Annotated in this window: 19 protein-coding genes; 10 read left to right on the top strand and 9 right to left on the bottom strand. The window is 74.0% G+C overall.

The genetic code is table 11. From position 1 onward, the window contains the following. The first annotated feature begins 8 nt into the window (after positions 1-8). The 6 genes from EF879_RS22665 (at position 9) to EF879_RS22640 (ending at position 8182) form a co-directional block, all read left to right on the top strand. On the top strand, positions 9-371 hold the full coding sequence (locus EF879_RS22665) for a hypothetical protein (RefSeq protein WP_123561875.1): 363 nt from the start codon (positions 9-11) through the stop codon (positions 369-371). Between the two features lie 108 nt (positions 372-479). Continuing rightward, a complete protein-coding gene (locus tag EF879_RS22660; protein WP_123561873.1) occupies positions 480-3818 on the top strand; it encodes an ATP-binding protein in 3339 nt (1112 codons plus the stop codon). A gap of 3 nt (positions 3819-3821) precedes the next feature. After that, a complete protein-coding gene (locus EF879_RS22655; RefSeq protein ID WP_233604675.1) occupies positions 3822-5837 on the top strand; it encodes an MFS transporter in 2016 nt (671 codons plus the stop codon). A 3-nt stretch (positions 5838-5840) separates the two neighbouring features. After that, positions 5841-6386, top strand: a complete 546-nt coding sequence (locus tag EF879_RS22650; protein WP_123561871.1) for a hypothetical protein — start codon at positions 5841-5843, stop codon at positions 6384-6386. A gap of 22 nt (positions 6387-6408) precedes the next feature. After that, complete coding sequence (locus tag EF879_RS22645; RefSeq protein ID WP_123561869.1) at positions 6409-7533, top strand: M23 family metallopeptidase; 1125 nt, start codon at positions 6409-6411, stop codon at positions 7531-7533. Between the two features lie 19 nt (positions 7534-7552). Then, entirely contained in the window at positions 7553-8182 is a 630-nt protein-coding gene (locus EF879_RS22640; protein WP_123561867.1) for a hypothetical protein, read from the top strand. 141 nt (positions 8183-8323) lie between these two features. Here the strand turns inward: EF879_RS22640 and EF879_RS22635 are convergent, their stop codons facing one another. Continuing rightward, positions 8324-8788 (bottom strand): hypothetical protein, encoded by a 465-nt coding sequence (locus EF879_RS22635; protein ID WP_233604674.1) that lies wholly within the window; start codon positions 8786-8788, stop codon positions 8324-8326. A 434-nt stretch (positions 8789-9222) separates the two neighbouring features. Between EF879_RS22635 and EF879_RS22630 the strand changes: the two genes are divergently transcribed. Together EF879_RS22630 and EF879_RS27785 are read left to right on the top strand one after the other, a co-directional pair. Then, entirely contained in the window at positions 9223-12075 is a 2853-nt protein-coding gene (locus tag EF879_RS22630; protein ID WP_233604673.1) for an FtsK/SpoIIIE domain-containing protein, read from the top strand. Further along, on the top strand, positions 12072-12518 hold the full coding sequence (locus EF879_RS27785) for a hypothetical protein (protein WP_123561865.1): 447 nt from the start codon (positions 12072-12074) through the stop codon (positions 12516-12518). The genes EF879_RS22630 and EF879_RS27785 overlap by 4 nt, the downstream gene beginning before the upstream one ends. A 208-nt stretch (positions 12519-12726) precedes the next feature. Here EF879_RS27785 and folE read toward each other — a convergent pair whose 3' ends face one another. From folE to EF879_RS28540, 4 genes are all read right to left on the bottom strand, one after another. Further along, a complete protein-coding gene (gene folE, locus EF879_RS22620; RefSeq protein ID WP_123561863.1) occupies positions 12727-13395 on the bottom strand; it encodes a GTP cyclohydrolase I FolE in 669 nt (222 codons plus the stop codon). 44 nt (positions 13396-13439) lie between these two features. Then, positions 13440-15464 carry an ATP-dependent zinc metalloprotease FtsH gene (gene ftsH / locus EF879_RS22615; protein WP_123561861.1) on the bottom strand — a complete coding sequence of 675 codons (2025 nt, stop codon included), beginning with the start codon at positions 15462-15464 and terminating at the stop codon, positions 13440-13442. A gap of 451 nt (positions 15465-15915) precedes the next feature. Further along, positions 15916-16491: a hypoxanthine phosphoribosyltransferase gene (gene hpt / locus EF879_RS22610; protein WP_123561859.1), complete on the bottom strand. Its 576-nt coding sequence runs from the start codon at positions 16489-16491 to the stop codon at positions 15916-15918. Between the two features lie 102 nt (positions 16492-16593). Continuing rightward, complete coding sequence (locus EF879_RS28540) at positions 16594-16728, bottom strand: hypothetical protein (RefSeq protein WP_255420934.1); 135 nt, start codon at positions 16726-16728, stop codon at positions 16594-16596. Between the two features lie 187 nt (positions 16729-16915). Here EF879_RS28540 and EF879_RS22605 point away from each other — a divergent pair, with 187 nt between their 5' ends. Further along, complete coding sequence (locus EF879_RS22605; protein WP_123561857.1) at positions 16916-17911, top strand: GlxA family transcriptional regulator; 996 nt, start codon at positions 16916-16918, stop codon at positions 17909-17911. 75 nt (positions 17912-17986) lie between these two features. On the opposite strand, the gene EF879_RS22600 is transcribed toward EF879_RS22605, so the two are convergent. The 4 genes from EF879_RS22600 to dacB all read right to left on the bottom strand — a co-directional run bounded on the left by EF879_RS22600 (position 17987) and on the right by dacB (position 23537). Beyond that, complete coding sequence (locus EF879_RS22600; protein WP_123561855.1) at positions 17987-19630, bottom strand: gamma-glutamyltransferase family protein; 1644 nt, start codon at positions 19628-19630, stop codon at positions 17987-17989. A gap of 250 nt (positions 19631-19880) precedes the next feature. Next, complete coding sequence (gene tilS, locus EF879_RS22595) at positions 19881-20897, bottom strand: tRNA lysidine(34) synthetase TilS (RefSeq protein ID WP_123561853.1); 1017 nt, start codon at positions 20895-20897, stop codon at positions 19881-19883. Positions 20898-20905: 8 nt separating this feature from the next. Then, positions 20906-21976, bottom strand: a complete 1071-nt coding sequence (locus EF879_RS22590) for a zinc-dependent metalloprotease (protein ID WP_123562040.1) — start codon at positions 21974-21976, stop codon at positions 20906-20908. Between the two features lie 109 nt (positions 21977-22085). Next, entirely contained in the window at positions 22086-23537 is a 1452-nt protein-coding gene (gene dacB / locus EF879_RS22585) for a D-alanyl-D-alanine carboxypeptidase/D-alanyl-D-alanine-endopeptidase (protein WP_233604672.1), read from the bottom strand. 834 nt (positions 23538-24371) lie between these two features. On the opposite strand from dacB, the gene EF879_RS22580 reads away from it, so the two are divergent. Next, entirely contained in the window at positions 24372-24878 is a 507-nt protein-coding gene (locus tag EF879_RS22580; protein WP_123561849.1) for an inorganic diphosphatase, read from the top strand. Positions 24879-25007 lie beyond the last annotated feature (129 nt).

Below are 25007 nucleotides of genomic sequence, written 5' to 3'. Positions count from 1 at the left end.
GACCACAGATGCGGCTGCGCACCGACGACGACATCTATCGGGCCCGCCTGGTCTACCTCGGGCCGCCCGGTTACACCCTGCCCGTGCACCTGCCCTACGCGCAGTACGGGTTGTTCATGGTGCTGGTGCCGCTCTACATGTTCATCCACTGGCTCTTCACGTTCAAGGTCGAGCTGATCCCCGCCTGGGAGATCGCGCTCGCCATCGTCACCACCTCATTCATCTTTCGGCACGTCGATCCCGACCGGCCCGCCCGGATGGTCATCCGCACCGCCTTGACCGACTGGCGGCGTACCCGCGAGCCGGCGAAGGAGCAACGCGACCCCCGGCTGGTCGCGTCCCGCATCAGGATCCGGGAGCAGGTGACATGAGCGGAATGAGTCGACTCATTCGTCCTGCTCATGACGACGATGAACGGAGCGAGGAGACGTCATGAGCGAGCGGAGCGAGATGGTGACCCACCGCGGCGAGGCACGGGTATGACGCGCCCCTCTCCGCCGGGTTCGCCGTACCCGGCCGGCCGGCGGGCCGACAGCCATGGTCACGGTACGCAGCACTCCGACTACCTGACGTCGGACAATGTGGACGAAACCGAGTACGACCCGGCGCTGCTCAGCAACACCGGGCACGGCGGCGTCGCCGTCTTCCAGGCCCCCCAGCCGCCGGCCCGGAAGCGCCCCCGGCCCACTCCACAACCGACGCGGTCCCAGCCGGCCCGGCCGGTGCCGATCGAGCACCCGGACATCGACTCGCCCTTCCTCGACCTCTTCGGCACCGGCCCGGTCCCGCCCCCGCCGCCGGTGGTCGCCCCGAGCGGCGTGCCGACGCCACCCCCGACCGCCGTCGCGCCGCCCCCCGCCGCGACGGTGCCGGTCCCGGCCGTGCCCGTAGCGGCCGGGCCCCCGCACACGCCGCCGGCCCCCCGCCGTCCCGCCGGATGGGGTCCGGAGCCGGGACCGGCACCCGGCGTCGCACCGGAGGCCGTCCCGCCCGTGCCGGAGGCCGCCCGCCCCGCCCCCGTACCCGCGCCGCACCAGCGCGAACCCGAGCGCTCCGGGCCGCTTCCGCCGGTCCGGGAGCCCGACGACCCCGGCGGGCCGTCGGCGCGGTCCCGGAGCGGGGCCCCGGACCGCGGCACGGAGCCGGTGGTGCCGCCGAAGCAGCGTACGGCGAAGAAGGCCGGCCGGGGTGGGGAGGCGAAGCCCGCCCGATCGCGGCCCGCCCCACTCACGAAACCGAAGCCGATCCGCCCCCCGAAGGTGCGGTTCCGCGACCGGGACCCCGCCGTCGAACTCGCGATCACCGAGATCGCCGGCCACCTCACCTTCACCCCGAACACCGTCACCGCCTGGTACTGGCTGCCGGAGGTGCGCTGGGCCTTCCGGCCGGACGCCGAGCGCGAGGCGCTGCTGCGGGCCATCTCCGAGCAGTACGCCGGCCTCGCCGGGTTCCGGCTCCACCTGCGGCGAACCACCCGGCCGTTCCCGGCCGACGAGTGGGCCCGCACCATCGACGCGCACACCCCGGCGCCGCTGCCCCCGGTCCCTGGCGCCCCGAGCTGGTCGGACCACCTGGTCGCGGCCCAGCGTCACCTGCTCTCGGTCAACCACGCCGAGGGGCAGACCTACCTCGGGGTCACCTTCGCCCGCCGGTCACTCGGGAACAACCTGGTCGAACGGATTCTCCGGGTCTTCGGTCGGGGCGTGGCCGACGGAGAACGCCGCAAGCTGGGCCGCACCGTGGGACAGTTCGACGAGGTGCTCGGCGCGTTCGGCATGCGGGGGCGGCAGGTCACGCCCGACGAGCTGGAGTGGCTGCTCTACCGCTCGGTCGCGCTCTGCATGGCGCCGCCCAGCGCCCTCTCGCCGGTCACCAACGGGCGGTGGGAACGCGGCGACCTGCTGGCCCTGACCGAGCAGATCGAGCGCTACCGCACCCCGTACGGCTCCACGGTCAAGCTGGTCAACCGGATGACCGGCGAGGAGCGACACGTCGCCGTCCTCACCGTCGGGCGGATGGAGCCCCTGGAGATCCCGGAACGCCACGAGCCCTGGCTGCACTTCCACGAGCGGCTGCCCTGGCCGATGGAGCTCTCCACCCGGGTCGACATCCTCGGCCCCGGGGACTCGTTCCGGAACCTGGAGCACCGGCTCCGGATGATCCGGTCCCAGCAGCTCGACTACGCCGAGCACGGCATCGACGCCCCACCCGAGCTGGAACGGCTCGCCAAGCGGGCGCTGATCATCGGCGACGAGATGACCACCGGCCTGCCGGTCGACTCCGCCCGGGCGCACGGCTGGCACCGGATCGCGGTCGGCGGTCGTACCCGGGAAGAGTGCCTGGAACGGGCCCGGCGGCTCATCCAGCTCTACTCCCGGGAGCTGCGGATCTCGCTGCAACACCCGAAGAACCAGGACTGGCTGGCCCGGGAGTTCATTCCCGGCGAGCCGGTCGCCAACACCGGCTACCTGCGGCGGATGCCGGTCAACCTGCTCGCCGCCGCGCTGCCGCAGGCCGCCTCCACCGTCGGCGACCGGCGCGGCGACCTGATCGGTCGGACCGCCGGCACCTGCCGCCGGCCGGTTTTCCTCGACCTGCACTTCCCGATGGAGGTTCGGGAACGCTCCGGCCTCGCCGTCTTCGTCGCCGAACCGGGCGGTGGCAAGTCGACGCTGCTCGGCGCGCTCGGCTACCTGGCGGCCCGGCGCGGGGTCCAGGTGACCCTGCTCGACCCCTCGGGTCCGCTGGCCCGGCTGGCCCAGATGCCCGAGTTGCGGCCGTACTCGCGGGTGGTGAACCTGACCGGCTCCGAGCAGGGGACGCTGGCGCCGTACGCGTTGATCCCCACCCCGCGACGCAGCGAGTTCCCGGAGGGGTCCGCCGGCGACCGGGAGTACCAGATCGCGGTCTCGAACGCCCGGGCCGAGCGCCGGATGCTGGTCCAGGACATCTGCATGATGCTGGTGCCGCCTCAGGTGGCCCGGGAGGCCTCCACCGCGACCCTGCTGCGACACGCGGTCCGACAGGTGCCGGCCGAGGAGAGCTCCACTCTGGACGACGTGGTGGCCTGCCTGAACGGCCAGGAGGAGGAGGGCCGGGAACTGGCCAACCTCCTGCTCGACACCGCGGAGATGCCGCTGGCGCTGCTCTTCTTCGGCCGGCCGCCGCAGGAGATGGTCGGCGGCGACGCCACCCTCACCGTGATCACCATGGCCGGGTTGCGGCTGCCGGACCTGAAGATCGAGCGGGAGTACTGGTCGGCCGAGGAGGCGCTCGCGCTGCCGATGCTGCACACCGCGCACCGGCTCGCGGTCCGGCGCTGCTACGGCGGTTCGATGTCGCAGCGCAAGCTGGTCGGCCTCGACGAGGCCCACTTCATGGAAGGGTGGCGCTCCGGTCGGTCGTTCCTGGTGCGGCTCGCCCGGGACTCCCGTAAGTGGAACCTCGCCGCGCTGGTCTCCTCGCAGAACCCGAAGGACATCCTCGGGCTGGACGTGCAGAACCTGGTCTCCACGGTCTTCGTCGGCCGGATCGCCGAGGACGAGGAGATCGCCTCCGAGGCGTTGCGGCTGCTCCGGGTGCCGGTCAACGACGGGTACGAGGCGACCCTCGCCTCGCTCTCCGCCGTCGACACCAGCTCCGCCGACCGGCTCGGCTTCCGCGAGTTCGTGATGCGCGACGTCGACGGTCGGGTGCAGAAGGTCCGGGTCGACGTCTCCTACGTGCCGGGCCTGCTCGAGCACCTCGACACCACCCCGGTAGCGGTCAAGGCCGCCACCCCGAACGCCCCCTCCCCCGCCGCGGACCTGGAGGACTGAGCGATGAACCCTGGTCAACCTCCACGTGCGGCTCGTCACGCCGGCCCGCGCCGCGTCGTCCAGGTTGCGAAGGGTTCACCGGCGGAGCGTCGGGCGCGCGTCGCCGCCCTGCTCCTCGTCATCGGGGTGCTCGCCGTCGCCACGCTGGTCTGGCCGGTGCTCGGCACCCCCGCTCCGGCGGCCGCCGCCCCGGTCCCGACCCGGGCCCCGGCGGGCCTGTGCACCACCGCCGAGTGGGAGGCGGACTTCCGGAGCTGCGTCGACCGGCTCGCCGACGTCAGCGAGGCCAACCTGCACTGCCTGAACGCGCCGGTGCCGAGCGAGCCCGACTCCGGCGTCGCCGGCTTCTTCGCCACCCGGCACGAGGCCAGCAGGAAGCCGGGTCTGAAGGGCCTCTACACCGAGTACGGCCACGCCGGCTACAGCTACGAGACGTACGACGACAGCGGCGGCTGCGCCTCCGACGTGATCGACCCCGGCAGCAAGGTCGTCAACAAGCTCGCCGACTTCGAGATCCGGTTCGCCGGTGGCATCATCGGCGCCTCGAACGCGCTGCGCGAGCGGGCCTGGGACCCGGGCAGCATGTGGGACTGGGCCGACCCGCTGGTCGAGCAGGCGACCCGAGCCGTCTACGACCGGGTCTTCAGCGTCTTCGGCCTGATCACCCTCTGCGTGGTCGGCCTCTACCTGCTCTGGCGATCCCGGCAGTCCGACATGAGCAACGCGATCACCACGGCCGGCTGGGCCATCCTGGTGATGGTGGTGGTGACCGCGATCGCCAGGTGGCCGGTCAGCTCGGCGAACCTCGCCGACCAGAGCCTGGTCACCACCCTGAACGTCGTCCACGAGGCGGTCGGGCCGCGTCCGAAGGCGATCCCGCCGGAGGAGTGCGCCGCGCCGACCGGCGGCACCTGCGCCGACAACCGGCCGCCGGCGCTGCGGGCCAGCGACACGGTCACCGAGACGATGCTGTACCGCAACTGGCTGCGCGGGGTCCTCGGCTCCGCCGACAGCGAGACGGCTCGCAAGTACGGTCGGGCGCTCTACGACGCCAAGTCGCTGACCTGGGAGGAGGCCGAGCGGGTCCGGAACAACCCGGACACGCGGGCGGCCACCGTGAAGGCGAAGCAGAACCAGTGGCGCAAGGTCGCCGAGCAGATCCGGGTCGAGGACCCCGAGGCGTACGAGTACCTGCGCGGGGCACGGGACTCCGACCGGGTCGGCGCCGGACTGATCGCGATCCTCGCCGCGGTGCTCTTCGCGCTCTTCGACATCACCGCCTCGGTGCTGGTGCTCCTCGGGTTCCTGCTCTTCCGGTGGGCGGTGATCGCCGCCCCGATCCTGGGCACGATCGGACTGATGCGCCCGGCCAGCGCCGGGCTGCGCCGGCTCGGCAACGCGGTGGTGGCTGCCGTCTTCAACATCGCCATCTTCGGCACCGGCGCCGCGGTCTACCTCTTCGCCGTCGACCTGGTGATGAGCACCCCGACCCTGCCCGGCTGGCTCCAGGTGGTGCTGGTCTGGCTCTGTGGCGTGGTGGGCTGGCTGCTGCTGCGGCCGTACCGCCGGATCACCCAGCTCGGCGGCAAGGACAGCGCCGCGGTGATCGCCTCGCCGGGCTCCTGGCACCGCCGGTTCCTGCGCGACATCCGGTCCGGCGGTCGGCTCGGCGACGAGGACGGCGACGTCGTCATCCAGGTCAAGAACGACAACCGCACCTACACCACCATCACGACCCGACCGGAGGCCCGACGGGAGGAGCCGGTGCCCACCGTCGACTCCCGCCGAGAACGGACCGAGGCGGAGATCGAGACCACCACCCGCTCCGGCGAGTCGGAGCCCGAGGTCGGCACGGGGACCCGGAGTCGGCCGGTCCGGCGCCGCCCGACGGAGTGGACCGAGCCGGACGTGCCGGCCGAGAACCCGTCGTACGTCATCTACCGGCCCGACTCCACGCCGTCGGCGGACCCGACACCGGCGCCGGCCCGGGCGCCGAGGGTCCGATCCGAGGCGAGGTGACAGATGCGCCGCGTCGTCGAGTACCTCGTCACCCGGGTGCTGCGCTCCCGGCTGGGGCTGGCGCTCGGCATCGCCGTACTGGTGCTCGGGATCGTCGGTGCCGCCCGGCTGGTCGCCGGCCCCACGGACGCCCGGCCGCCACTGCCCGGCGGGGCCGTGCCGCCGATCAGCACCAGCGACGCCGAGGCGGGCGACGACGGGCTGACCGTGGTCGAGGAGCCGAGCCCGTGGACCAGCCCGGGCGCCCCGGAGCCGGCCGAGGTGGCCCGCGCCTTCGCCGACGCCTGGCTCCGGCGCGCCGGGGTCACGGCCGCGCAGTGGCACGACGGGCTGCGGCCGTACGCCACCGAGGAGTTGCTCGACAAGCTCGCCGGGGTCGACCCGGCCGGCATACCGGCGGAGCGGATCACCGGGGAGCCGCGCACCGTGCCGGTCACCGACAGCCTGGTCGAGGTGGTGCTCCCGGTCGACACCGGTGAGCTGCGGCTCGGCTTGGAGGCCGAGGAGGGCCGGTGGCGGGTCGACACGGTGAACTGGCAGCGGGGCTGACGATCGGGGAGGTGGGTAGGAGATGGTTTTTCCCCGCCGACGGCCGGTCCGGCGGGCCACCCTGGCGCTCGGGCTGACCGCCGTGCTCGCGCTGCTCTGCTGCGCCGGCGGCGCGACGGCGTTCGTGATGACCATGTACGCCGTCGAGGAGGACAACGCGTACGCGCTCACCCTCGGCTGCGGCACGGAGGGGCGGATCGACGTCGACGGCGACCTCCCGCTGGTCCCTCCGTACGACGCCCACCAGATGCGGAACGCCGCGATCATCATCAACGTGGGGATCGAGTTGGACGTCCCGCCCCGGGGCTGGGTGATCGCGGTGGCGACGGCGATCCAGGAGTCGACGCTGCGCAACCTGGGTCACCTGGGCACGGCCAACGACCACGACTCGCTCGGCCTGTTCCAGCAGCGCCCGAGCATGGGCTGGGGAACCCCGCAACAGGTGCAGGATCCGGTCTACGCGTCGACGAAGTTCTACGAGAAGCTGCTCACGGTGCCGGACTGGCAGAACCGGCCGCTCACCGTGGCGGCCCAGGCGGTGCAGGTCAGCGCCTACCCCGACGCGTACGCCGAGCACGAGCCGGAGGCGGAGGCGATCGTCAGCGCGTTGACCGGCGGGGCGGGCCGGGCGGACGGCGCCAGCGTCGACCTGTCCTGCGCGGACGGTGCCGACATCGCCGCCTCCGGCTGGACCGCGCCGATCCCGGGGGCCGTCGGCTCCGGCTTCCGGACCGCCAGCCGGCCGTCGCACAACGGCGTCGACATCGGAGCGAAGAAGGAAACCCCGATCCGGGCGGCGGCGGCCGGCAAGGTGATCGTCTCGCGGTGCGATCCCGACAACCGGGGACGGCTGAGCTGCAACGTCGACGGCTACCCGGGCAAGGGCGGCTGCGGCTGGTTCGTCGACATCCTGCACGCGGACGACGTGATCACCCGATACTGCCACATGGTGCGGAAGCCGCTGGTGAGGAAGAACGACACGGTACGGGCCGGCGAGGTGATCGGCTACGTCGGGTCCAGCGGCAACTCCTCCGGACCGCACCTGCACTTCGAGGTGCACCTCAACCGGGACCGCAGCAGCCGGGGGGCGATCGACCCGGTACCGTTCATGCAGGCCAGGGGCGCCCCGTTCACCGCCGACCAGTGACCCGCGCGGAGCCGTGCCGATGAACCACGACCCCCTCCCCGATCCGTTCGCCGGGCAGCCCGACTGGGCCCCGGCCCCACCCCGTCCGGTGCTGGTGGTCGCCGCCAACGAACGGGTCGAGCTGCGCGGCCGGCGGGTGCTGATCGGGCTGCCCGGGTTGGGTTGGCGGAGCGACCTGCGCGCGGACGAGCGGGTCGTGCAGGGCAGCCGGACGTACGTGCCGGTGCTGCCGGAGCAGGAGTGGTACCGGGCCGAGGCGGAGCGAATCGAGGTCTTCGCCCCGCTGGTCCCGGCGGAACGGGTCTGGGTGGAGGTCCTCGGCGATCCGCCGCGGTGGGGTGTCGACGGGCCTCCCATCCCCCGGCCCGCCCGCGGCGACGTCGTCTCCCGGCTGGTGTCGCTGGACGCGCCGAGCCATCCGCCGCCGGTGCCGGTCGTCGAGGCGGACGCGGTCTCCGGTCGCCGGGTGGTCCGGGTCGACGAGACCGGCGAACAGCGTGACCTGCGGGCGGTCACCGAGGTCTACACCAGCGCCGAGGGGGACATCTGCGTCCGGGTCGCCACCGAACTCGACTGGTACCGCTGGGCGTGGAGCGGACGGCCCCCGACCACGCAGGAGGTGCCGGTGCACCTGCTCTGGATCGAGTAGCGCTCCGCGACCGGAACCCGCCCGGCCGGGGCCGGCCTGGATCGTGGGGCGGTGCCGGTGGCCGGCGAGCGGGGTGGGGCCGGGCGCAGCCGCCTCGGCCGGGCCAGCCGCGAGGACGTGCCGGGCGGTCGGGCGGACGGCTCAGGCGCGGTGTGCCTCGCAGACCCGCCAGCCGTCGTCCTCGCGCGTCACGAACCGCCACGGCTGGTGGTCGGTGCTCGAGAGGTTCCCCACCGGGTACGAGATGACCAGTTCGACGTGGACCTCGGCGACGTCGCCCCGGGTCCGCACGTCGAGCGGGCCCCACCGCACCACGAAGGTGACCTGGAACCGCTGCTCCCGCGCCGCCAGGTCGTCGCGCAGGGCGCGCAGCTCGGCGAGCCCGGACCCGGAGTCGTCGCAGGTGAACTGCTCGGCCAGGACGTCGTTGTGGTCCACCATGAAGGCCCGTAGGTAGTTGTCGACGGTGACGTCCGGGGCGCTCCGGTCGGGGGCGGTGACGCGGTCGTAGATGGTGTAGGCGACGGCGACACCGGCCAGGCAGAAGAGCGCGGTCGCCGCGGCGACCACCGTCAGGACCATCCGCCAGGGGCGGCGGCGCGGCACCGGGCTGGGCGTCGGCGCCGGAGACGGCGCGGGAGCGGGTGGTGGTGCGGGCGTGGGCGGGGGAGCCGGAGCCGCCACAGGTTCCGCGACGGGCGCGGCGGTGGGATCCGGGGGCGTCGGAGACGGCGCGACCGGCGGCTCGGGTACGGCCGGTCCGGCCGGTGTCCGCTGGTTGGGGAGCCGGGACACCTGGGAATCGGCCGGGGGGTGCGCGGATTCCACACCCTGAGGCTATCGGCTGGCGCCCCGGTACCCAATGGCCGCGGATTCCAGCTTGGTAACCATAAGAGATTGCGTTATAACTTTCCGCTATCAATGCTGGCAGTCTCGGCTCGACAGCCCGCCGGGGTTCGCAACGATGACCGGCCTGCTGGGATACCGTCTCAGCGAAACAACAGGCGCCGGCCACGGCCGACGGCGGAGGAGTTGGTGCGGTGGACACCTGGAGGGAACGGGTCAGCCACGCCGCCACGTACCGCTGGGGACCCGGTAGCGCGGGGGCCGTCGGGCTGCACCGGCAGGCCGCCGCCATCACGGCCGCGGCCGCCGGCGTACTGGAGACGATCCGGCCGGCCCCCGCCAGCCAGCGCGAGCAGCACGAGCTCGCCGAACTGCTCCGGGCCGCGGCGAGCCGGCTCACCCCGGGTTGGCTCGGCGCGCCGCTCGACGCCCAGTCCGCGGACGCTCCGCTCGGCGGGCCCGGGCTGCCGGCCTTCGTCCGGGTCGGCGTCGCTCAACCGCTGGACGACGCACGCTTTCCGGTGGTGGTACCGCTGCTCGGCACCGGCCATCTCACCGTTGACGCCGACAGTCGGGATCCCCGGGTGGCGGGACTGCTCCAGGCCGTACTGCTGCGCCTGCTCGCCGCCGCCCCGGCCGGGTCGCTGCTGGTCCGGGGCGTGGACGCGGCCACCGAGGGGGAGCTCTTCGCCCCGTTCGCCCCGCTCGCCGACGCCGGCCTGATGCCGCCGCCGGTCGCCGACCAGGTCGGGCTGCGGACCGTACTGGCCGAGGCGGAGCTCTGGGTACGGCCGACCCGCCCCACCGACACCCGCCACCAGCGGCACGACCGGACGCTGCTGCTGGTGATCGGCTCGCTGCCGGAGCTGACCGAGGGCGAGGATCTGGCCCGATTCGGCGCGCTGGCCCGCACGGGCCCGGAGGCCGGACTACACCTGCTGGTGGCGGGCTGGCCCCCGCCGCCGCTCACCGAGGAGACGACCCAGCCGCCGCTGCCCCGGAGCACGATGATCTCGGTCCGCAACCCGTACGCGCTGGTCGGCGACCCGCCGGGCGGCTCGTTCACCACGCCGGGCGCACAGCCGCCCCCGGCCGGGCTCAACGCGCCGGTCTTCCTCGACGACGCCCCACCGCCGGCCCTGCTGGACCGGGTCTGCCGGAAACTTGCCGCGCGGTTCCACGCCGACTACCGGCGTACCCTCGCCGACCTGCTACCGGATCCACCGGAGAAGCTCTGGACCGAGCACGCGGCCGACGGGCTCAGCACCCCGGTCGGGCACGACGGCGATCGGACCGTGACGCTCGGCTTCGACGAACGCACCCCGCACTGGCTGGTCGGAGGCCGGGCCGGCGCCGGCAAGAGCGCCTTCCTGGTCAACGTCCTCTACGGCCTCTGCGCCCGGTACCACCCCGAGGATCTTGCCGTCTACCTGGTCAGTTTCGCGGAGGGAGCCGCGTTCGCCGAGTTCGTTCCCGCCGAACGCGGCCCGGGGCCGGAGGCCGACGGCTTTCTGCCGGAGAGCGAGGAACTCTGGGCCGACGGCGAGGCGGCCGAGGGCGACCGGCCGTGGCTGCCGCACGTCCGGGCCGCCGGCGTCCAGGCCGACCGGGAGTACGGTCTCGCGGTGCTCCGCGAACTCGACGCGGAGCTGGACCGGCGCACGGCCGCGGTCGACCCGGCGGGGGGCGACGGCGACCGGCCGAAGCCGCCTCGGATCCTCTGCGTCCTGGACGAGTTTCCCGTCCTGCTCGCGGAGCAGGACGCGGTGGGGGCCGAGGCGCTCGCCCGGCTGGAGTCGGTGGCCCGCCGGGGTCGTACCGCCGGCGTCCACCTGATCCTCGCCAGCCGGCCGGCGCCGGCGTTGGCCCCGCTGCGGGACCGGCGGGACTCGGTCTTCGCCCAGTTCCCGGTCCGGGTGGCGCTGCCCGGCGGCGCGGACGTGCTGGAGCCGGCGAACGACGCGGCAGCCGGGCTACCGCTCGGAGCCGCGGTGGTGAACACCGCCGGCGGCCTCGGCGGCCCGCGGGGCGCCACCCGGGGGCACGAACGGGTGGTCCGGTTCCCGGACCCGCACGCCGACGAGAGGCTCCTCGCCGGACTGCGGCACCGGCTCTGGGCGGAGCGCCCGCCGTCGACGCCCGCCCCCGTCGTCTTCACCGGATACCTCGCCCCGCCCCGGCCCGAGGAGCCATCCGTGGGCCCACCCGACCCGGCAGCATCCGCACGAGCCGCTGTTCCGGCCCCGCGGGCCGCCGCGGTGACGGAGGAGAGCGCGGGGACCGGAGCGCCGAAGTCGGGGGCGGACGGTGCGGCGGCCGGCGGTGCCGAGCCCGTCGGTGACACGACCGCCGGCGACGGCGCGGCGGCCACACGGTCGGCACACGCGCTGCTCGGCCGGGTGGTGGACGTCCCGCTGCGCATGGCGGCGGTCCCGCTCGATCCGGTGCCCGGCCAGCATCTCGCGGTGCTCGGTCCCGGCGACGCCGGAGCGGAGGTCCTGGACGCGGCCGCGCGCGACCTGGCGCGCCAGCATCCGGCGGGCAGCGTCCGGTTCGTGGTCGCCGCGCTGGCCGACCAGGGACGGGCCGTCGCGGACGCGCTCGGCGCCGACCTCGCCCGACGGCACCCGGTGGACCGGGTCGACGGAGCCGGCCTGACCGGGGCGCTGGAGCAGGCCCGCCCCGGCTACCTCGTGGTGTTCGGGATGGACGAGTGGCGCCGCGAGGCCCTGCCCCCGGAACGGTTCCGTGCCGTCCTGCGGGACGGACCGTCCCGGGGGCTGCACCTGATCTCCTGGTGGCGGGCGGCCAGCCGGTTCGTCGCCCAGCTCGCCCTCGGGTCCGGGCCGGAGCCGACGGAGGCACCGGGGTCACCGATCGACAACCTGGTCTTCCTGGACGTACCGGAGCGGGAGGTGGGGCTGGTCCTGGGCCGGAACGTACCGTGGCGTCCGCGTCCCGGGCGGGCGCTGCTCTACGACCGGCGGACCGAGCGGGCGACCCTGATCGTGCCCTTCGCCGCCCGCCCGAGGAGGCGTACGCCATGAGCGACGACGCCTGGCGGGAGTACCTAACCGCCGCGCAGCGCCTCGACGCGGTACGCCGGGAGGCGGCCACGGCAGCGAGCGAGCAGGCCCGGAGCGTCCACGCCGCCCGGGAGGAGCTGACCGCGCTCCGCGCCCGGCTGGTACCGCAGCAGGCCCGGCTTCGCGGGCTCGGCGTGCCGGAGGGGGAGCTGACGCCCACGGAGCCGGAGGTGGTGGCGGCGGCCCAGGCGATGGCGGGTGGCCCGGAGGCGGTACGGGCGGCGCTGCGCCGGGCCCGGGCGAGCGTGGAGGCGGCGGAGGCCGCGATCCGGCCGCCCCTGGCGCGGTCGTTCCTGTCCCGGCCGGACACCTGGTGGCAGGTGCTCGTCGTCGCGGTCGCCGGACTGTCGGTCCTGGCGGTGCTCGCCGCGCTCTGCCTCGGCGGGTTCTACCTGCTGAGCTGAGCCGGCACGGACGTCGTCCGGGTACCCGGTCGGGACGTCGCGCCGGCGCGGCCAGGGCGCGAACAGGGCGAACGGGGCCACGCGCGACCAGTGGGGCGCACGCGGGCGTACCGGTCGCCGGCGACGGTCCGGCCAGGACGGCGACGGTCGGTTCCGGTGGGAGGCGGCGGTCCCGGCGGAGGAACCGGGGCCGGTCCGATCGGGCGGGTCAGGAGCGGAGGATCAGCGACATCGCCTCGGCGCGCGACTTGGCGTCCTGCTGAAGCAGCCCGCGCACGGCCGAGGTGATCGTCTTGGCGCCGGCCTTCTGGATGCCGCGCATCGCCATACACATGTGCTCGCACTCCAGCACCACCAGCACGCCCCGCGGGTGCAGCCGCTCCATCAGCAGGTCCGCGATCTGCGAGGTGAGCCGCTCCTGCACCTGGGGCCGCCGGGCAAAGACCTCGACCAGCCGGGCCAGCTTGGACAGGCCGGTGATCCGGCCGCTCTCCCCCGGGATGTAGCCGATGTGGGCCACACCGCGGAACGGCAGGAGGTGGTGCTCGCAGAGGCTCATCACGTCGATGTCGCGGACCAGCACCAACTCCTCGTGGTTGGCCTCGAACGTCGTGCTCAGCACCTGGGCGGGGTCGACCCGCAACCCGGCGAAGAGCTCGGCGTACGCCCGGGCGACCCGGGCCGGCGTCTGCCGCAACCCGTCCCGGTCCGGATCCTCGCCGACCGCGATGAGGATCTCCCGCACCGCCCGCTCGATCCGGGCCAGGTCGACGCTCTGCTCGACCGGCCCGCCGGTCAGCCGGCCGTTGACCAGCCGGGCGGCGAGGTAGTCGAGCTCGTCGTCCGGCTCGGTGGAGGAGGCGGGGGGCGACGACACGGCCGGGCCGCCGGCGCCCTCGCCGACGGCCCGGTGGTTGGCGCTCAGTGGGCCCCGTCCGAGTTGTTCGGGGACGACGAGGGGTTGTTGCCCAGCGTCGCCTGGACGCCATCCGCCTCGGCCTGTGCCTTCAGCGCCTCCTTCTCGGCGGGGGTGAGCACGGGCGGCAGGCTCGACGGCTGGCGCTTGCCGAAGCCGTTGTACGGCGCCATCGGCGGCCGCTTCACCACCCGGGCACAGATCCGCGCCATGTCGGCCGTGGAGAGGGTCTCCTTTTCCATCAGCTCGAGTACGAGGTTGTCCAGGACGTCCCGGTACTCCACCAGAATCTCCCACGCCTCGTCGTGGGCCAGCTCGATGAGTGACCGGATCTCGGCGTCGATCTCGGCAGCCACCGCGTCCGAGTAGTCCCGCTCGTGGCCCATGGTGCGGCCCAGGAACGGCTCGTCGGAGCCGCTGCCGTACTTGATCGCGCCGAGCTTGGAGCTCATGCCGTACTGGGTGATCATGGCCCGGGCCAGCGCGCTGGCCTTCTCGATGTCGTTGCTGGCGCCGGTGGTCGGCTCGTGGAAGACCAGCTCCTCGGCGGCGCGGCCACCGAGGGCGTACGCCAGCGTGTCGATCATCTCGGCCCGGGTCTGGGTGTACTTGTCCTCGGTCGGCAGCACCAGGGTGTGCCCGAGCGAGCGGCTCCGGGAGAGGATCGTGACCTTGTGCACCGGGGCGGCGTGCGGCAGCGCCCAGGCGACCAGGGCGTGCCCGCCCTCGTGGTAGGCGGTGATCTTCTTTTCCTTGTCGCTCATCACCCGGGTCCGGCGCTGCGGGCCGGCAACGACCCGGTCGATCGACTCCTCCAGCGCCTCGTTGGTGATCGCCCGCTTGTTGCCGCGGGCGGTCAGCAGCGCCGCCTCGTTGATCACGTTGGCCAGGTCGGCGCCGGTGAAGCCGGGGGTACGCCGGGCCACCGCGTCGAGGTCGACGTCCGGCGAGAACGGCTTGCCCTTGGCGTGCACCCGCAGGATCGCCTTGCGGCCCTCCATGTCCGGGGTGTCGACCGCGATCTGCCGGTCGAACCGGCCCGGCCGCAGCAGCGCCGGGTCGAGGATGTCCGGCCGGTTGGTCGCGGCGATCAGGATCACGCCGCCCTTGGTGTCGAAGCCGTCCATCTCCACCAGGAGCTGGTTGAGGGTCTGCTCCCGCTCGTCGTGGCCGCCGCCCATGCCGGCGCCGCGGTGCCGGCCGACCGCGTCGATCTCGTCGACGAAGACGATCGCCGGCGCGTTCGCCTTGGCCTGCTCGAACAGGTCACGGACCCGGCTCGCGCCGACACCGACGAACATCTCGACGAAGTCGGACCCGGAGATGGAGTAGAACGGGACCCCGGCCTCGCCGGCCACGGCCCGGGCGAGCAGGGTCTTGCCGGTGCCGGGCGGACCGAAGAGCAGCACACCCTTGGGGATCTTGGCGCCGAGCGCCTGGTACTTCGCCGGGTTCTGCAGGAAGTCCTTGATCTCCTGCAGCTCCTCGACGGCCTCGTCCGCGCCCGCGACGTCGGCGAAGGTGGTCTTCGGCGTGTCCTTGGTGATCATCTTGGCCTTGGACTTGCCGAAGTTGAGCACCCGGGAACCGCCGCCCTGCATCTGCGACATGAAGAGCAGCAGCAAGATCACCAGGATCGCGATCGGCAGCAGGTTGACCAGCAGCGACACGAGCAGGTTGTCGCCGGAGACCTTGGTGTCGGCCGGTCCGGTGATCCGGTTGGCGGCCTTCGCCGCGAGGACCTGGTTCCAGACCTCGTTGCCGACCTCGTACGGGAACTGGGCCTGGATCTTGTCGGTCTCGGTGTCCCCGAACTTGGCCGGTTGCGCCAGGTCGAGCTGGAGCGTCTGCTCCTTGTCCTGGAAGGTGGCCTTCTCGATGCCGCCCTTGTTGAGCTGGTCGAGCACCACCGTGGTGTCGACCTTGTGGTAGCTCGGGCCACCACTGAAGAAAGAGCTGAGCGCGATCGCGCCGATGATCACCAGGATGATCCAGACCACCGGCCGGCGGAAGAAACGCGTACGTTCCATGCTGTTGTCGAGCGCCGATGCGCCCGGACCCTCCTGATCGACGTCCTGATCGTCTGGTTGCCTACCTGTCGCCGCCGGAGCGGCCGCCGGAGCCCTCCCGGATGGGGACGGTTCCGACACCGGGGCGCTTCCCGCCGCGCCGCGGTCATTCGACCGTACACCGTGAACGCGAGGAGCGAGCCTGCGAGCCCCCGGGGTGACAGGTGCGCTCGCGCCCAGTGTGCGCCGGTGACGGCGGAGCCAGCCCCGGCCACCGGCCCGCGACGCCGGCACCGTGTCCGGCTCTGCCCGGGCAGGAGGCCGGGCGCGCGCTGCTTCCGCGCCACCACCGCATACCGTAACCGCGTTTCCTGGGAACGCGCTGTACGTCCGCTCCACATTCTGAGGGCGGCGATCAGGACGGTCAGAACGTACCGGACCAGCCGATCGGGTACGCGACCGGGACAACGGATCAGGAACGGGCGTAGACCTCGGGCTTCAACACCCCGACGTACGGCACCTCCCGGTAGCGCTCGCCGAAGTCGAGGCCGTAGCCGACGACGAACTCGCTCGGGATGTCGAACCCCACGTACTTGACCGGCACCGGGACCTTGATCGCGTCCGGCTTGCGGAACAACGCGACGACCTCGACGCTGGCCGCCTCGCGAGACTCCAGGTACCGGAGCAGCCAGTTGAGGGTCAGGCCGGAGTCGACGATGTCCTCGACCACCACGATGTGCCGTCCGGCGATGTCGCGGTCGAGATCCTTGCGGATGCGCACCACCCCGGACGAGGTGGTGCCCTGGCCGTACGAGGAGAGGGCCATGAACTCGATCTCGATCGGCGGTCCGTACCGGCCGAGCGCCCGGGCGAAGTCGGCCATGAACATCACCGCACCCTTGAGCACCCCCACCAGCAGGAGACCGTCATCCACCGAGGCGTGGTCCGCCGCGACCTGTTTGGCCAGTTCCGCGATCTTTTCCCGAATCTGCTCCTCAGAAATGATCACGTGGTCGATGTCGGCGTCGTACCAGGAGCCCTGAGCCATGCTGCCTAGCCTGCCGTACGCCCGTTCGGGCCCGTCGCCGGGGCGGCCCCTTTCGTGAGGTCGCCGCCCCGGCTGGCCACGCGGGCACCGGCCGCACCCGGATCAGTGCCAGGGCGAGACGCGCCAGCCACCGTCGCTGGACCGCCAGTCGGCCGAGTCGCGGCTGTCGGCGGTGAGTCCGAGCGCCGAGGTGAGGGCAAGAAGACCAAAGAAGGCGAGTGGGACAACGAGTTCCATGGCGGCGTGACCTCTCCCGGTTGGGTCGTCTCCCCGCCCGGCCACCGGGCCGGAGCGAGGATGTGTGGTTCGCCGCCGGTGCGCACCGGCTGTCGACTCCCAGTCTTCCGCGGCTCGTCGGGACCGGACAGTGGCAGTCATGCCATACAGCAACGATTTTCTGCCACTTCCCGGGTAGCCTGGACGCATGCTGCGCACGGTGGCGGTGATCGCCCTCGAACCAGTGGCCCCGTTCGAGCTGGGCGTGCTCTGCGAGGTCTTCGGCACCGACCGGACCGCCGACGGCTTCCCCTCCTACGAGTTCCATCTCTGCACCGCCGACGGTCGTCCGGTCCGGTCCGCGGCAGGGTTCCTGATCACACCGCACAGCGACCTGGCGCCGGTGGCAGACGCCGACCTGGTGGCGGTACCCAGCCACGCTCCCGGCTCCCCGATCCCGGACGTCGTCCTCACCGCGCTGCGCCAGGCCCACGAACGCGGGGCGTACGTGTTGAGCGTCTGCTCGGGCGCCTTCGCGCTCGGTGCCGCCGGCCTGCTCGACGGGCGGGAGTGCACCACCCACTGGAGGCACGCCGACGAGCTGGCCCGACGCCACCCGCTGGCCCGGGTCCGGTGCGACTCGCTCTACGTCCAGGACGGCACGCTGCTCACCAGCGCCGGCACCGCCGCCGGAATCGACGCCTGCCTGCACCTGGTACGCCAGGTGCACGGCTCCGCGATCGCCACCAAGCTCGCCCGGCGGATGGTGGTGCCGCCACACCGCGACGGTGGGCAGGCGCAGTACATCGAGGCCCCGATCCCGCGCACCCCGGAGGCGCCGACCCTGACCCCCCTGCTGACCTGGATGATGGCGAACCTCGACCGCGCGATGACCGTCGACGATCTGGCCGCCCGCGCGCACATGGCGCCCCGGACCTTCGCCCGCCGGTTCCGCGCCGAGACCGGCACCACGCCGCACGACTGGCTCACCAACCAGCGGGTGCTGCTCGCCCGCCGCCTGCTCGAGGAGACGGAGCTGAGCGTCGAGGCCGTGGCGGTCCGCGCCGGCTTCGGTGACGCCGCCACCCTGCGGCACCACTTCGGCCGGCGGGTCGGCGCCACCCCGCAGGCGTACCGTGCCACGTTCCGCGACCGGGACGCCACCGGCGGCCGGGGGCTGGTCACCGGCGGCGTGCGGGGCTGAGCACCGGCCGGTACGCCGGCTGCGGCAGCCCGCGAGAACCCGGCGTTGCGAGGTGACGGCGTACCGAGGGGGTGATCAGTAGCCGACGGCGCAGCCGTCGGCGCGTGGCTCCGAGCCGGCGACGTAGCCGCCCTCGGGCAGCCGCCAGATCGCCTGGCCGTACCCGAAACCCGACGCCTCGGCCTCGACGGCGATCTCGTGACCGCGCGAACGCAGCTCGGCGAGCACGTCCTGGTCCGGATACTCCGCCGGCAGCCCCGGCTCGACCAGCACCGACCGCCCGGCGTGCCAGTACCAGCGCGGCCGGTCCAGCGCCGCCTGCGGGTCGAGCCCGGCGTCCAGTGTGGACGAGACGAGCTGCAGGTGCCCCTGGGGCTGCATGTGCCCGCCCATCACCCCGAACGGGCCGACCGGCTCGCCGCCCCGGGTCAGGAAGCCCGGGATGATGGTGTGGAACGGCCGCTTGCCCGGGGCCACGACGTTCGGGTGGGCGGGGTCCAGGCTGAACCCGGCGGCCCGGTTCTGCAGGCCGAAGCCGAGGCCCGGCGGGACCACGTACGAGCCGAAGCCCAGGTAGTTTGACTGGATCAGGCTCACCATCATCCCGGAGGAGTCGGCGGCGCAGAGGTAGACCGTGCCGCCCCGGACCGGGTCACCGGGAGCCGGGGTGCCGGCCTGTCCGGTGACCAGCGCCCGTCGTGCGGCGGCGTACTCCGGGGTGAGAAGCGCGGCGGTCGGTACGTCGACCCGGGCCGGGTCGGCGACGTACGCGTGCGCGTCGGCGAAGCCGAGCTTCATCGCCTCGATCTGCCAGTGCAGCCACTCCGCCGGGGCCAGTGCCGTCGGGTCCACCCCGTCGAGGATGTGCAGCGCCAGCAGCGCCGCCAGCCCCTGCCCGTTCGGCGGCAGCTCCCACACCTCGTGCCCCCGGTACGGCGCCGCCACCGGCTCGACCCAGGTCGACTCGTGGGCCGCCAGGTCGTCGGCGGTCAGCAGGCCGCCGGTGGCCGCCGCGTACCGGGCGAGCGACTCGGCGATCTCACCCGTGTAGAACGCCTCGGCCCGGGTCGCGGCGATCCGCCGGAGGGTGCCGGCGGCCTCCGGATTCCGCCACCGTTCCCCGGCCCGGGGCGCCCGCCCGTCGACGGTGAAGACCCGGCCCCACTCGGCGTACTCGGCTCCGGAGAGGTCGGCGTACGTCGACACCGAGCGCGCCCAGCCGGCGGCGACCCGGGGCGAGACCGGGAAGCCGTGCTCGGCGTAGCCGATCGCGTCGGTGAAGAGGTCGGCGAACGGAAGCCGGCCGAACCGGTCGTGCAGGTCACGCCAGCCGGCCGGCGCGCCCGGTACGGTCACCGACAGCCAGCCCCGGGCCGGCATCGCGGGACCGGTCGACTGGGCGCCGCCGTGCGCCGGGGTGGGTGCGGCGCCCCGCCCGTCGGTGGCGGCGAGCACCACATCCCGGGTGAGCCCGGCGGGCGACCGCCCGGAGGCGTTCAGCCCGTGCAGCCGGTGGCCGTCCCAGACGATGGCGAAGAGGTCGCCGCCGATGTCGTTCGAGCCGGGCTGGACGACGGTGAGGGTGATCGCGGTCGCGAGCGCGGCGTCCACCGCGTTGCCGCCCCGGCGCAGCACCGCCAGTCCGGCGGCGGCGGCGAGCGGCTGGCTGGTGGCGACCACGCCGTGCGGTGCGTGGATAGGTGGGCGAGGGTGCGGCATGCGACCTGTTCTACTCCCCCTGCGCCAGCCCTGACGATCTCCGCCTGCCCCGCCTCGCCATCGTCGTGGTGCGTCACGTCCGGCTCTGCCTGCGGTCAGCGGTCAGCGCCGACCGCTCCCCGACCGACGCGCGCCGGGCGGCGCACCGGCCGGCCCACGCCGGGCGCCGTCTCAGGCCGGCCCACGCCGGTCGGCCGGCCATGGGCCACGCCGAGCGGCGGCGCGAGGGGGGCGGCAGCCGGGTACGCGATCAGCCGGCGACCAGGGCGTCGCCGCGCCGGGCGACGTGGATACCACCGGGCAGCGCCGTCGGCCCCTGGCCCCGCCAGGCCGTCACCAGGGCGTCGAGCGCGGCGACGTGCCGGTACGACAGGGCCGCCGGGGCCGCACCCAGCTCCCGGGCCCACCGGTGCAGGACCCGGGTCCGGATCGCGGGCGCCAGCCCGGCCAGGACCGGGACGGTCAGCGCGGTTGGCGGCCCGTCCCCCCCGTCCGGCCCCGGAACCGCCCCGAGCCGCGCCCGCGCGTACGCCGCCGCGGCGAGGTCGTCCAGCACGGCGTTGTCGGCCGCGGCCAGCCGGGCGGTCCGGGCCAGGTTGTCCAGCACCCCCGTGCCCAGCGTCCGGACCAGCACGGGCACGACCTCGGCCCGGACCCGGGCCCGGGCGTACCGGGGGTCGGTGTTGTGCGGGTCCTCCCACGGGGTCAGCCCGAGCAGTGCGCACGCCGCGCGGGTCTGCTCCCGGGAGACCTCCAGCAGGGGGCGGGACAGGACCACGCCGGACACCTCCCGGCGCTCCGGCATTCCGGCGAGACCGCGTGGTCCGGCTCCCCGGGCCAGCGCCAGCAGCACCGTCTCGGCCTGGTCGTCCCGGGTGTGCCCGAGCAGCACCGTCGAGGCGCCGTACCCGCGGGCCAGCTCGAGCAGCGCCTGGTAGCGCGCCTCGCGCGCCGCCGCCTCCGGTCCGCCGGGCCGGCCGGCGACCTCCACCGTCGCCACCTCGGCCGGGGAGAAACCCTGCTCCGCGGCCCACTTGACCACCGCCGTCGCCCGCTGGGCCGAGCCCGGTTGCAGGCCATGGTCGACGCTGACCAACCCGGCCGGGATCCCCAGCCGGGGGGCGACGAACGCGGTCGCGGCGGCCAGGGCCAGCGAGTCCGCCCCGCCGGAGCAGGCGACCAGGACGGGCCGCCCCGGAGGTACGCCGGTCAGCGCCCGCCGGACGGCAACCCGGACAGCCGCCACCGGCGGCGGTACCGTCGCCATCGCGCCGCTCAACCGGTCGCGGCGACCGGACCGACCGGGCCGTGCACCCGGGTCACCCAGGCGTCGGGGTCGCCGAGCTCGTCGAGCCGGGGCAGGGTGAGCGGCGAGCTGAAGACCTTGTTGAACCCATCCATCCCGACCCGCTCCACCACCCCGTGGACGAACCTGCGCCCCTCGGCGTACTGCCGCAGCTTCACGTCGATGCCGAGGAGCTTGCGGACCGCCTTCTCCAGCGGGTTGCCCGACTCGCGGCGGCGGTTGAACTTGGTCCGGATCGTCTCGACGCTCGGGATGATCTCCGGCCCGACCCCGTCCATCACGAACTCCGCGTGCCCTTCCAGCAGCGTCATCAGCGCGGTCAGCCGGTCGAGGACGGCCCGCTGGCCGGGAGTCTGCACGATGTCCAGCACGCTGGCCCGGCTCTCCGGATCCCGGACCACGTCGGCGAGCGTACCGATGCCGCGGCGAAGCCGGTCCAGGAAGTTCTCGCCGCCGGCCTGCGACGCGTCCACGAACGCCTGCACCTCGCCGAGAAAGTGCCCGCGCATCCAGGGCACGGCGGTGAACTGGGTGCGGTGGGTGACCTCGTGCAGGCAGACCCAGAGCCGGAAGTCCCGCGGCTCGGCCTGCAGCTTCCGCTCCACCTCGACGATGTTCGGTGCGACCAGCAGCAGCTGGCCGGGGTCGGCCGAGAAGACCTCGTACTGGCCGAGCACCCGGCCGGAGAGGTAGGCGAGCACGGTCCCGGCCTGTACGCCGGTCAGCCGCGACCCGATCGCGTCGGTGAAGATCCCCGGCGGCCTGTCCCCGGCGAGACGGGAGATCAGCGGCGTGATGACCTCACGCAGTCCGGCGATGTTGGTCGCCGCCCAGTCCCGCCGGTCGACCACCCGCACCGGCGGGTGGTCGACCTGTGGGCGCAGTCCGGTGTACTCCAGCACGTGGCCGGCGGCCTCGTCCGTCAACCGCCGCAGGTCGGCGACGACCGCGGTGGCCTCGTCGTAGGAGACCCGTGGCCCCGACTTCCCCAACGCCCCGGCGGTGGCGGCGGCCAGATCCCAGTCCACGAACTGCGCCATGGCCCCACCGTACCCGGCCCGGGGTACCCCCACTCCGGCTCGCGACGAGCGCCGGACCCGGCGGTACGGCGGGGCAGCCCTCGTCCGGGCCGCCGCGGCCCCGTACGCGCTAGCGGCAGCCACAGGCGGCGAGGGCGGCGGCGATCCGGTCCAGCGCGGTCCGAGCCTGGTCGGTGGTGCCCGGGACCTTGTTGGCGAGGATCGCGAAGGCGAGCAGCCGGCCGTCGGCGGTGGTCACCGTCCCGGAGATCGCGTGCACCCCGCTCAGGGTGCCGGTCTTGGCCCGGACCACCCCGGCGCCGACGGTGGTCGGGTGCGCGCCGTCGGAGCGGTCGAAACGCGTGCTGAGCGAACCCGACCAGGCCGCCACCGGCAGGCCCGGAAAGAGGCTGCCCAGCTCCGGCCGGGAGCCCTTCGCGGCGAGGGTGAGCAGGTCGGTCAGCAGGCGGGGGGTGAGGCGGTTGGAGCGGGAGAGACCGCTGCCGTCGGCGAGGTCGCTCTCCTGCGCGGGAAGCCCCAGCTCGGCGACGACCTCGTCCATCGCGGCCGCCGCCCCCTCGAACGAGGCCGGCTTGCCCCGGGCCAGCGCCACCTGCCGGGCCAGCGCCTCGGCGACCACGTTGTCGCTGTCCTCGAGCATGAACTCGACCAGCCGGACCACCGGCGGCGACTCCACCCGGCCCAGTTCGGTGCCGGGGGCGGGGACGCCGCCCGGCCCGGCGGACGCCGACCCGGGCGCGGCCGGCGCCGACCCCTCCGCCACCGCCGAGGCCGGCAGGCCGAGTTCCCTGGCGAAGGCCCGGCCGGCGGCCAGGTCCGGATCCGGATGGCGGGCCTGCCCACCCGGACCGTGGTACTTCGGGGTGATCCGGGCACCGTCGGTCATGAACGCCGTGATCCTCGCGCCGAACCCGCCGATCGCGGCGTCGGCGTCCCAGCCGGGTCCGGTCTCCGGGCCGGGGTAGAGGCTGCCGTCGACGAGCACCCGGGTCGGCTTCGTGCCGCCGAGAGCCTTCTTCACCTGCTCGGCGAGGCGGTCGAGCCGGCCGGCTCCCGGGTACCACCCGGTGCCGTTGACCGCCAGGGTCGGGTCCCCGGCGCCGACGATCACCACCTCTCCCGGCTGGGTCCCGGCGACCACCCGCGTCGTGATGCGGTACGCCGGCCCGCGGGTGGCCAGCACGGTCGCGGCGGTGACCAGCTTCGTGGTGGACGCCGGAACGGTCGGGGCGTCCTGGCCCTGCGCGAAGAGCACCTCGCCGTTGACCAGGTCGACGACCGAGATGTTCACGGTGTCGCCGAGGGCGCCGCCCCGGACCAGGGAGTCGAGTGCGGCGCGTACCCCCTCCGGGGTCGGTGCCGGCGCGGTCCCGCCGGCCGGCGCCAGCACCGGCGGGGGCGGCGGCTCGGTCGGGTCGGCCTCGGCGGCCGGGGCGCCGGGCTCGGCGCCCAGCCAACCGGCGACCGGCCCCGGCCGGACCACGGCCACTCCGGCGGCGGCGAGGCCGAACACGAGGACCCCGGCGAGCCCGGCGACCAGCCGGGCCCGCCGGCGTGGCACCGGCGGCTCCGCGGCCGGTGGGCCGCCCGCGGGCGGCTCGGCCGGCGGTGACGCCTGGCCGGACGGGTCGGGCCGCCGCGGCGCCGCCGGATCGAACTGGCCGGGCTGATGCCCCGGCTCCTGGTTGAGCTGAACGGGCTGGCCAGCCTGAACAGGCTGAACGGGCTGGCCAGGCTGGACGGGCTGGCCAGGCTGGACGGGCTGATGCCCCGCTCCCTGGCCGGACTGAACGGGTTGGCCGGCCTGAGACCCCGGAGCCTGGCCGGGCCAGGCCGGCGGTACCGGCCCGGATACTCCGCCGAACGGGGCCGCCCCGGGCACGTGCGGGGTGGATTGGGTCGCGCTGGGCACGGGCCCGGAGGGCGGGCGTCCGGCGGCTGCGACCCCGGGCCAGGGGGGCGGTGGCTCGGCCGGCCACCTGGGCGGCGCCTGGCCGGGCTGGCCCGGGTGCGGCGACGCGCCGGACGGCTGGGCGGACGCCGCGGGCGGAACCGGCGCCGTGGTGGGCAGGGGAACCGTCCGATCGGTGGGCAGCGGAACCGTCCGGTCCGGGTCCGGATCTGTCCCGGACGCCGCGTTCGGCGGATCTGCCGCGGGAGCTGTCACGTGACCCGGCCCCGGCGGCTCCGTCGTACCGTTGCCCGTCAGGCCCGAGTGTGAATCTTCACTCCCCACCGGCCCCTCCTCACCGTCGAAACGTGCCTAGGCGACACTACTTTGGTCCGAAACACCGCACGGCGGCCGCCGCGGTCGGCGAAATCGCCCGATCACCCGCGCCGGCGAGCGCCGATGTGGTTCCGTTGGCCAGCGCCGGCAAACGAGGGAGCGTGCGAGATGGATTTCGACGTCACGGTTGAGATCCCCAAGGGTCACCGCAACAAGTACGAGGTTGACCACGCCACTGGCCGAATCCGACTGGACCGGACGCTCTTCACCTCGACGCAGTACCCGGCGGACTACGGCTTCATCGAGGGCACGCTGGGCGAGGACGGCGACCCTCTCGACGCTCTGGTGCTGGTGCCCGAACCCACGTTTCCAGGCTGCCTCATCCGCTGCCGGACCATCGGCATGTTCCGGATGACCGACGAGAAGGGCGGTGACGACAAGGTCCTCTGCGTGCCGTACGAGGACCCGCGTCAGGAGCACCTCCGGGACATCCACCACCTCGGCGAGTTCGACCGGCTGGAGATCCAGCACTTCTTCGAGGTGTACAAGGATCTCGAACCGGGCAAGTCGGTCGAGGGCGCCACCTGGGTGGGACGCACCGAGGCCGAGGCGGAGATCCGCACCTCGTTCCGCCGCCACCAGGAGGCGCTCGAACGGAGCAAGAAGGCGCACTGAACCGCCAACCCGGCCACCCGACGACGAATCGGCCGGCGTACCCCACGTGGGTTCGCCGGCCGATCTCGTTCTTCCCGACCGCCTGGGCGGGTGACCCAGAGCCGGACCGCCCCAGCGCCAGAGTCCGCC

Origin of the sequence: Micromonospora sp. HM5-17 (genome assembly GCF_003762835.1) — a bacterium.
Lineage (GTDB): Bacteria > Actinomycetota > Actinomycetes > Mycobacteriales > Micromonosporaceae > Plantactinospora.
Note: the sequence above shows the minus strand (reverse complement) of the source record. Positions and strands in the feature narration are given on the sequence as shown.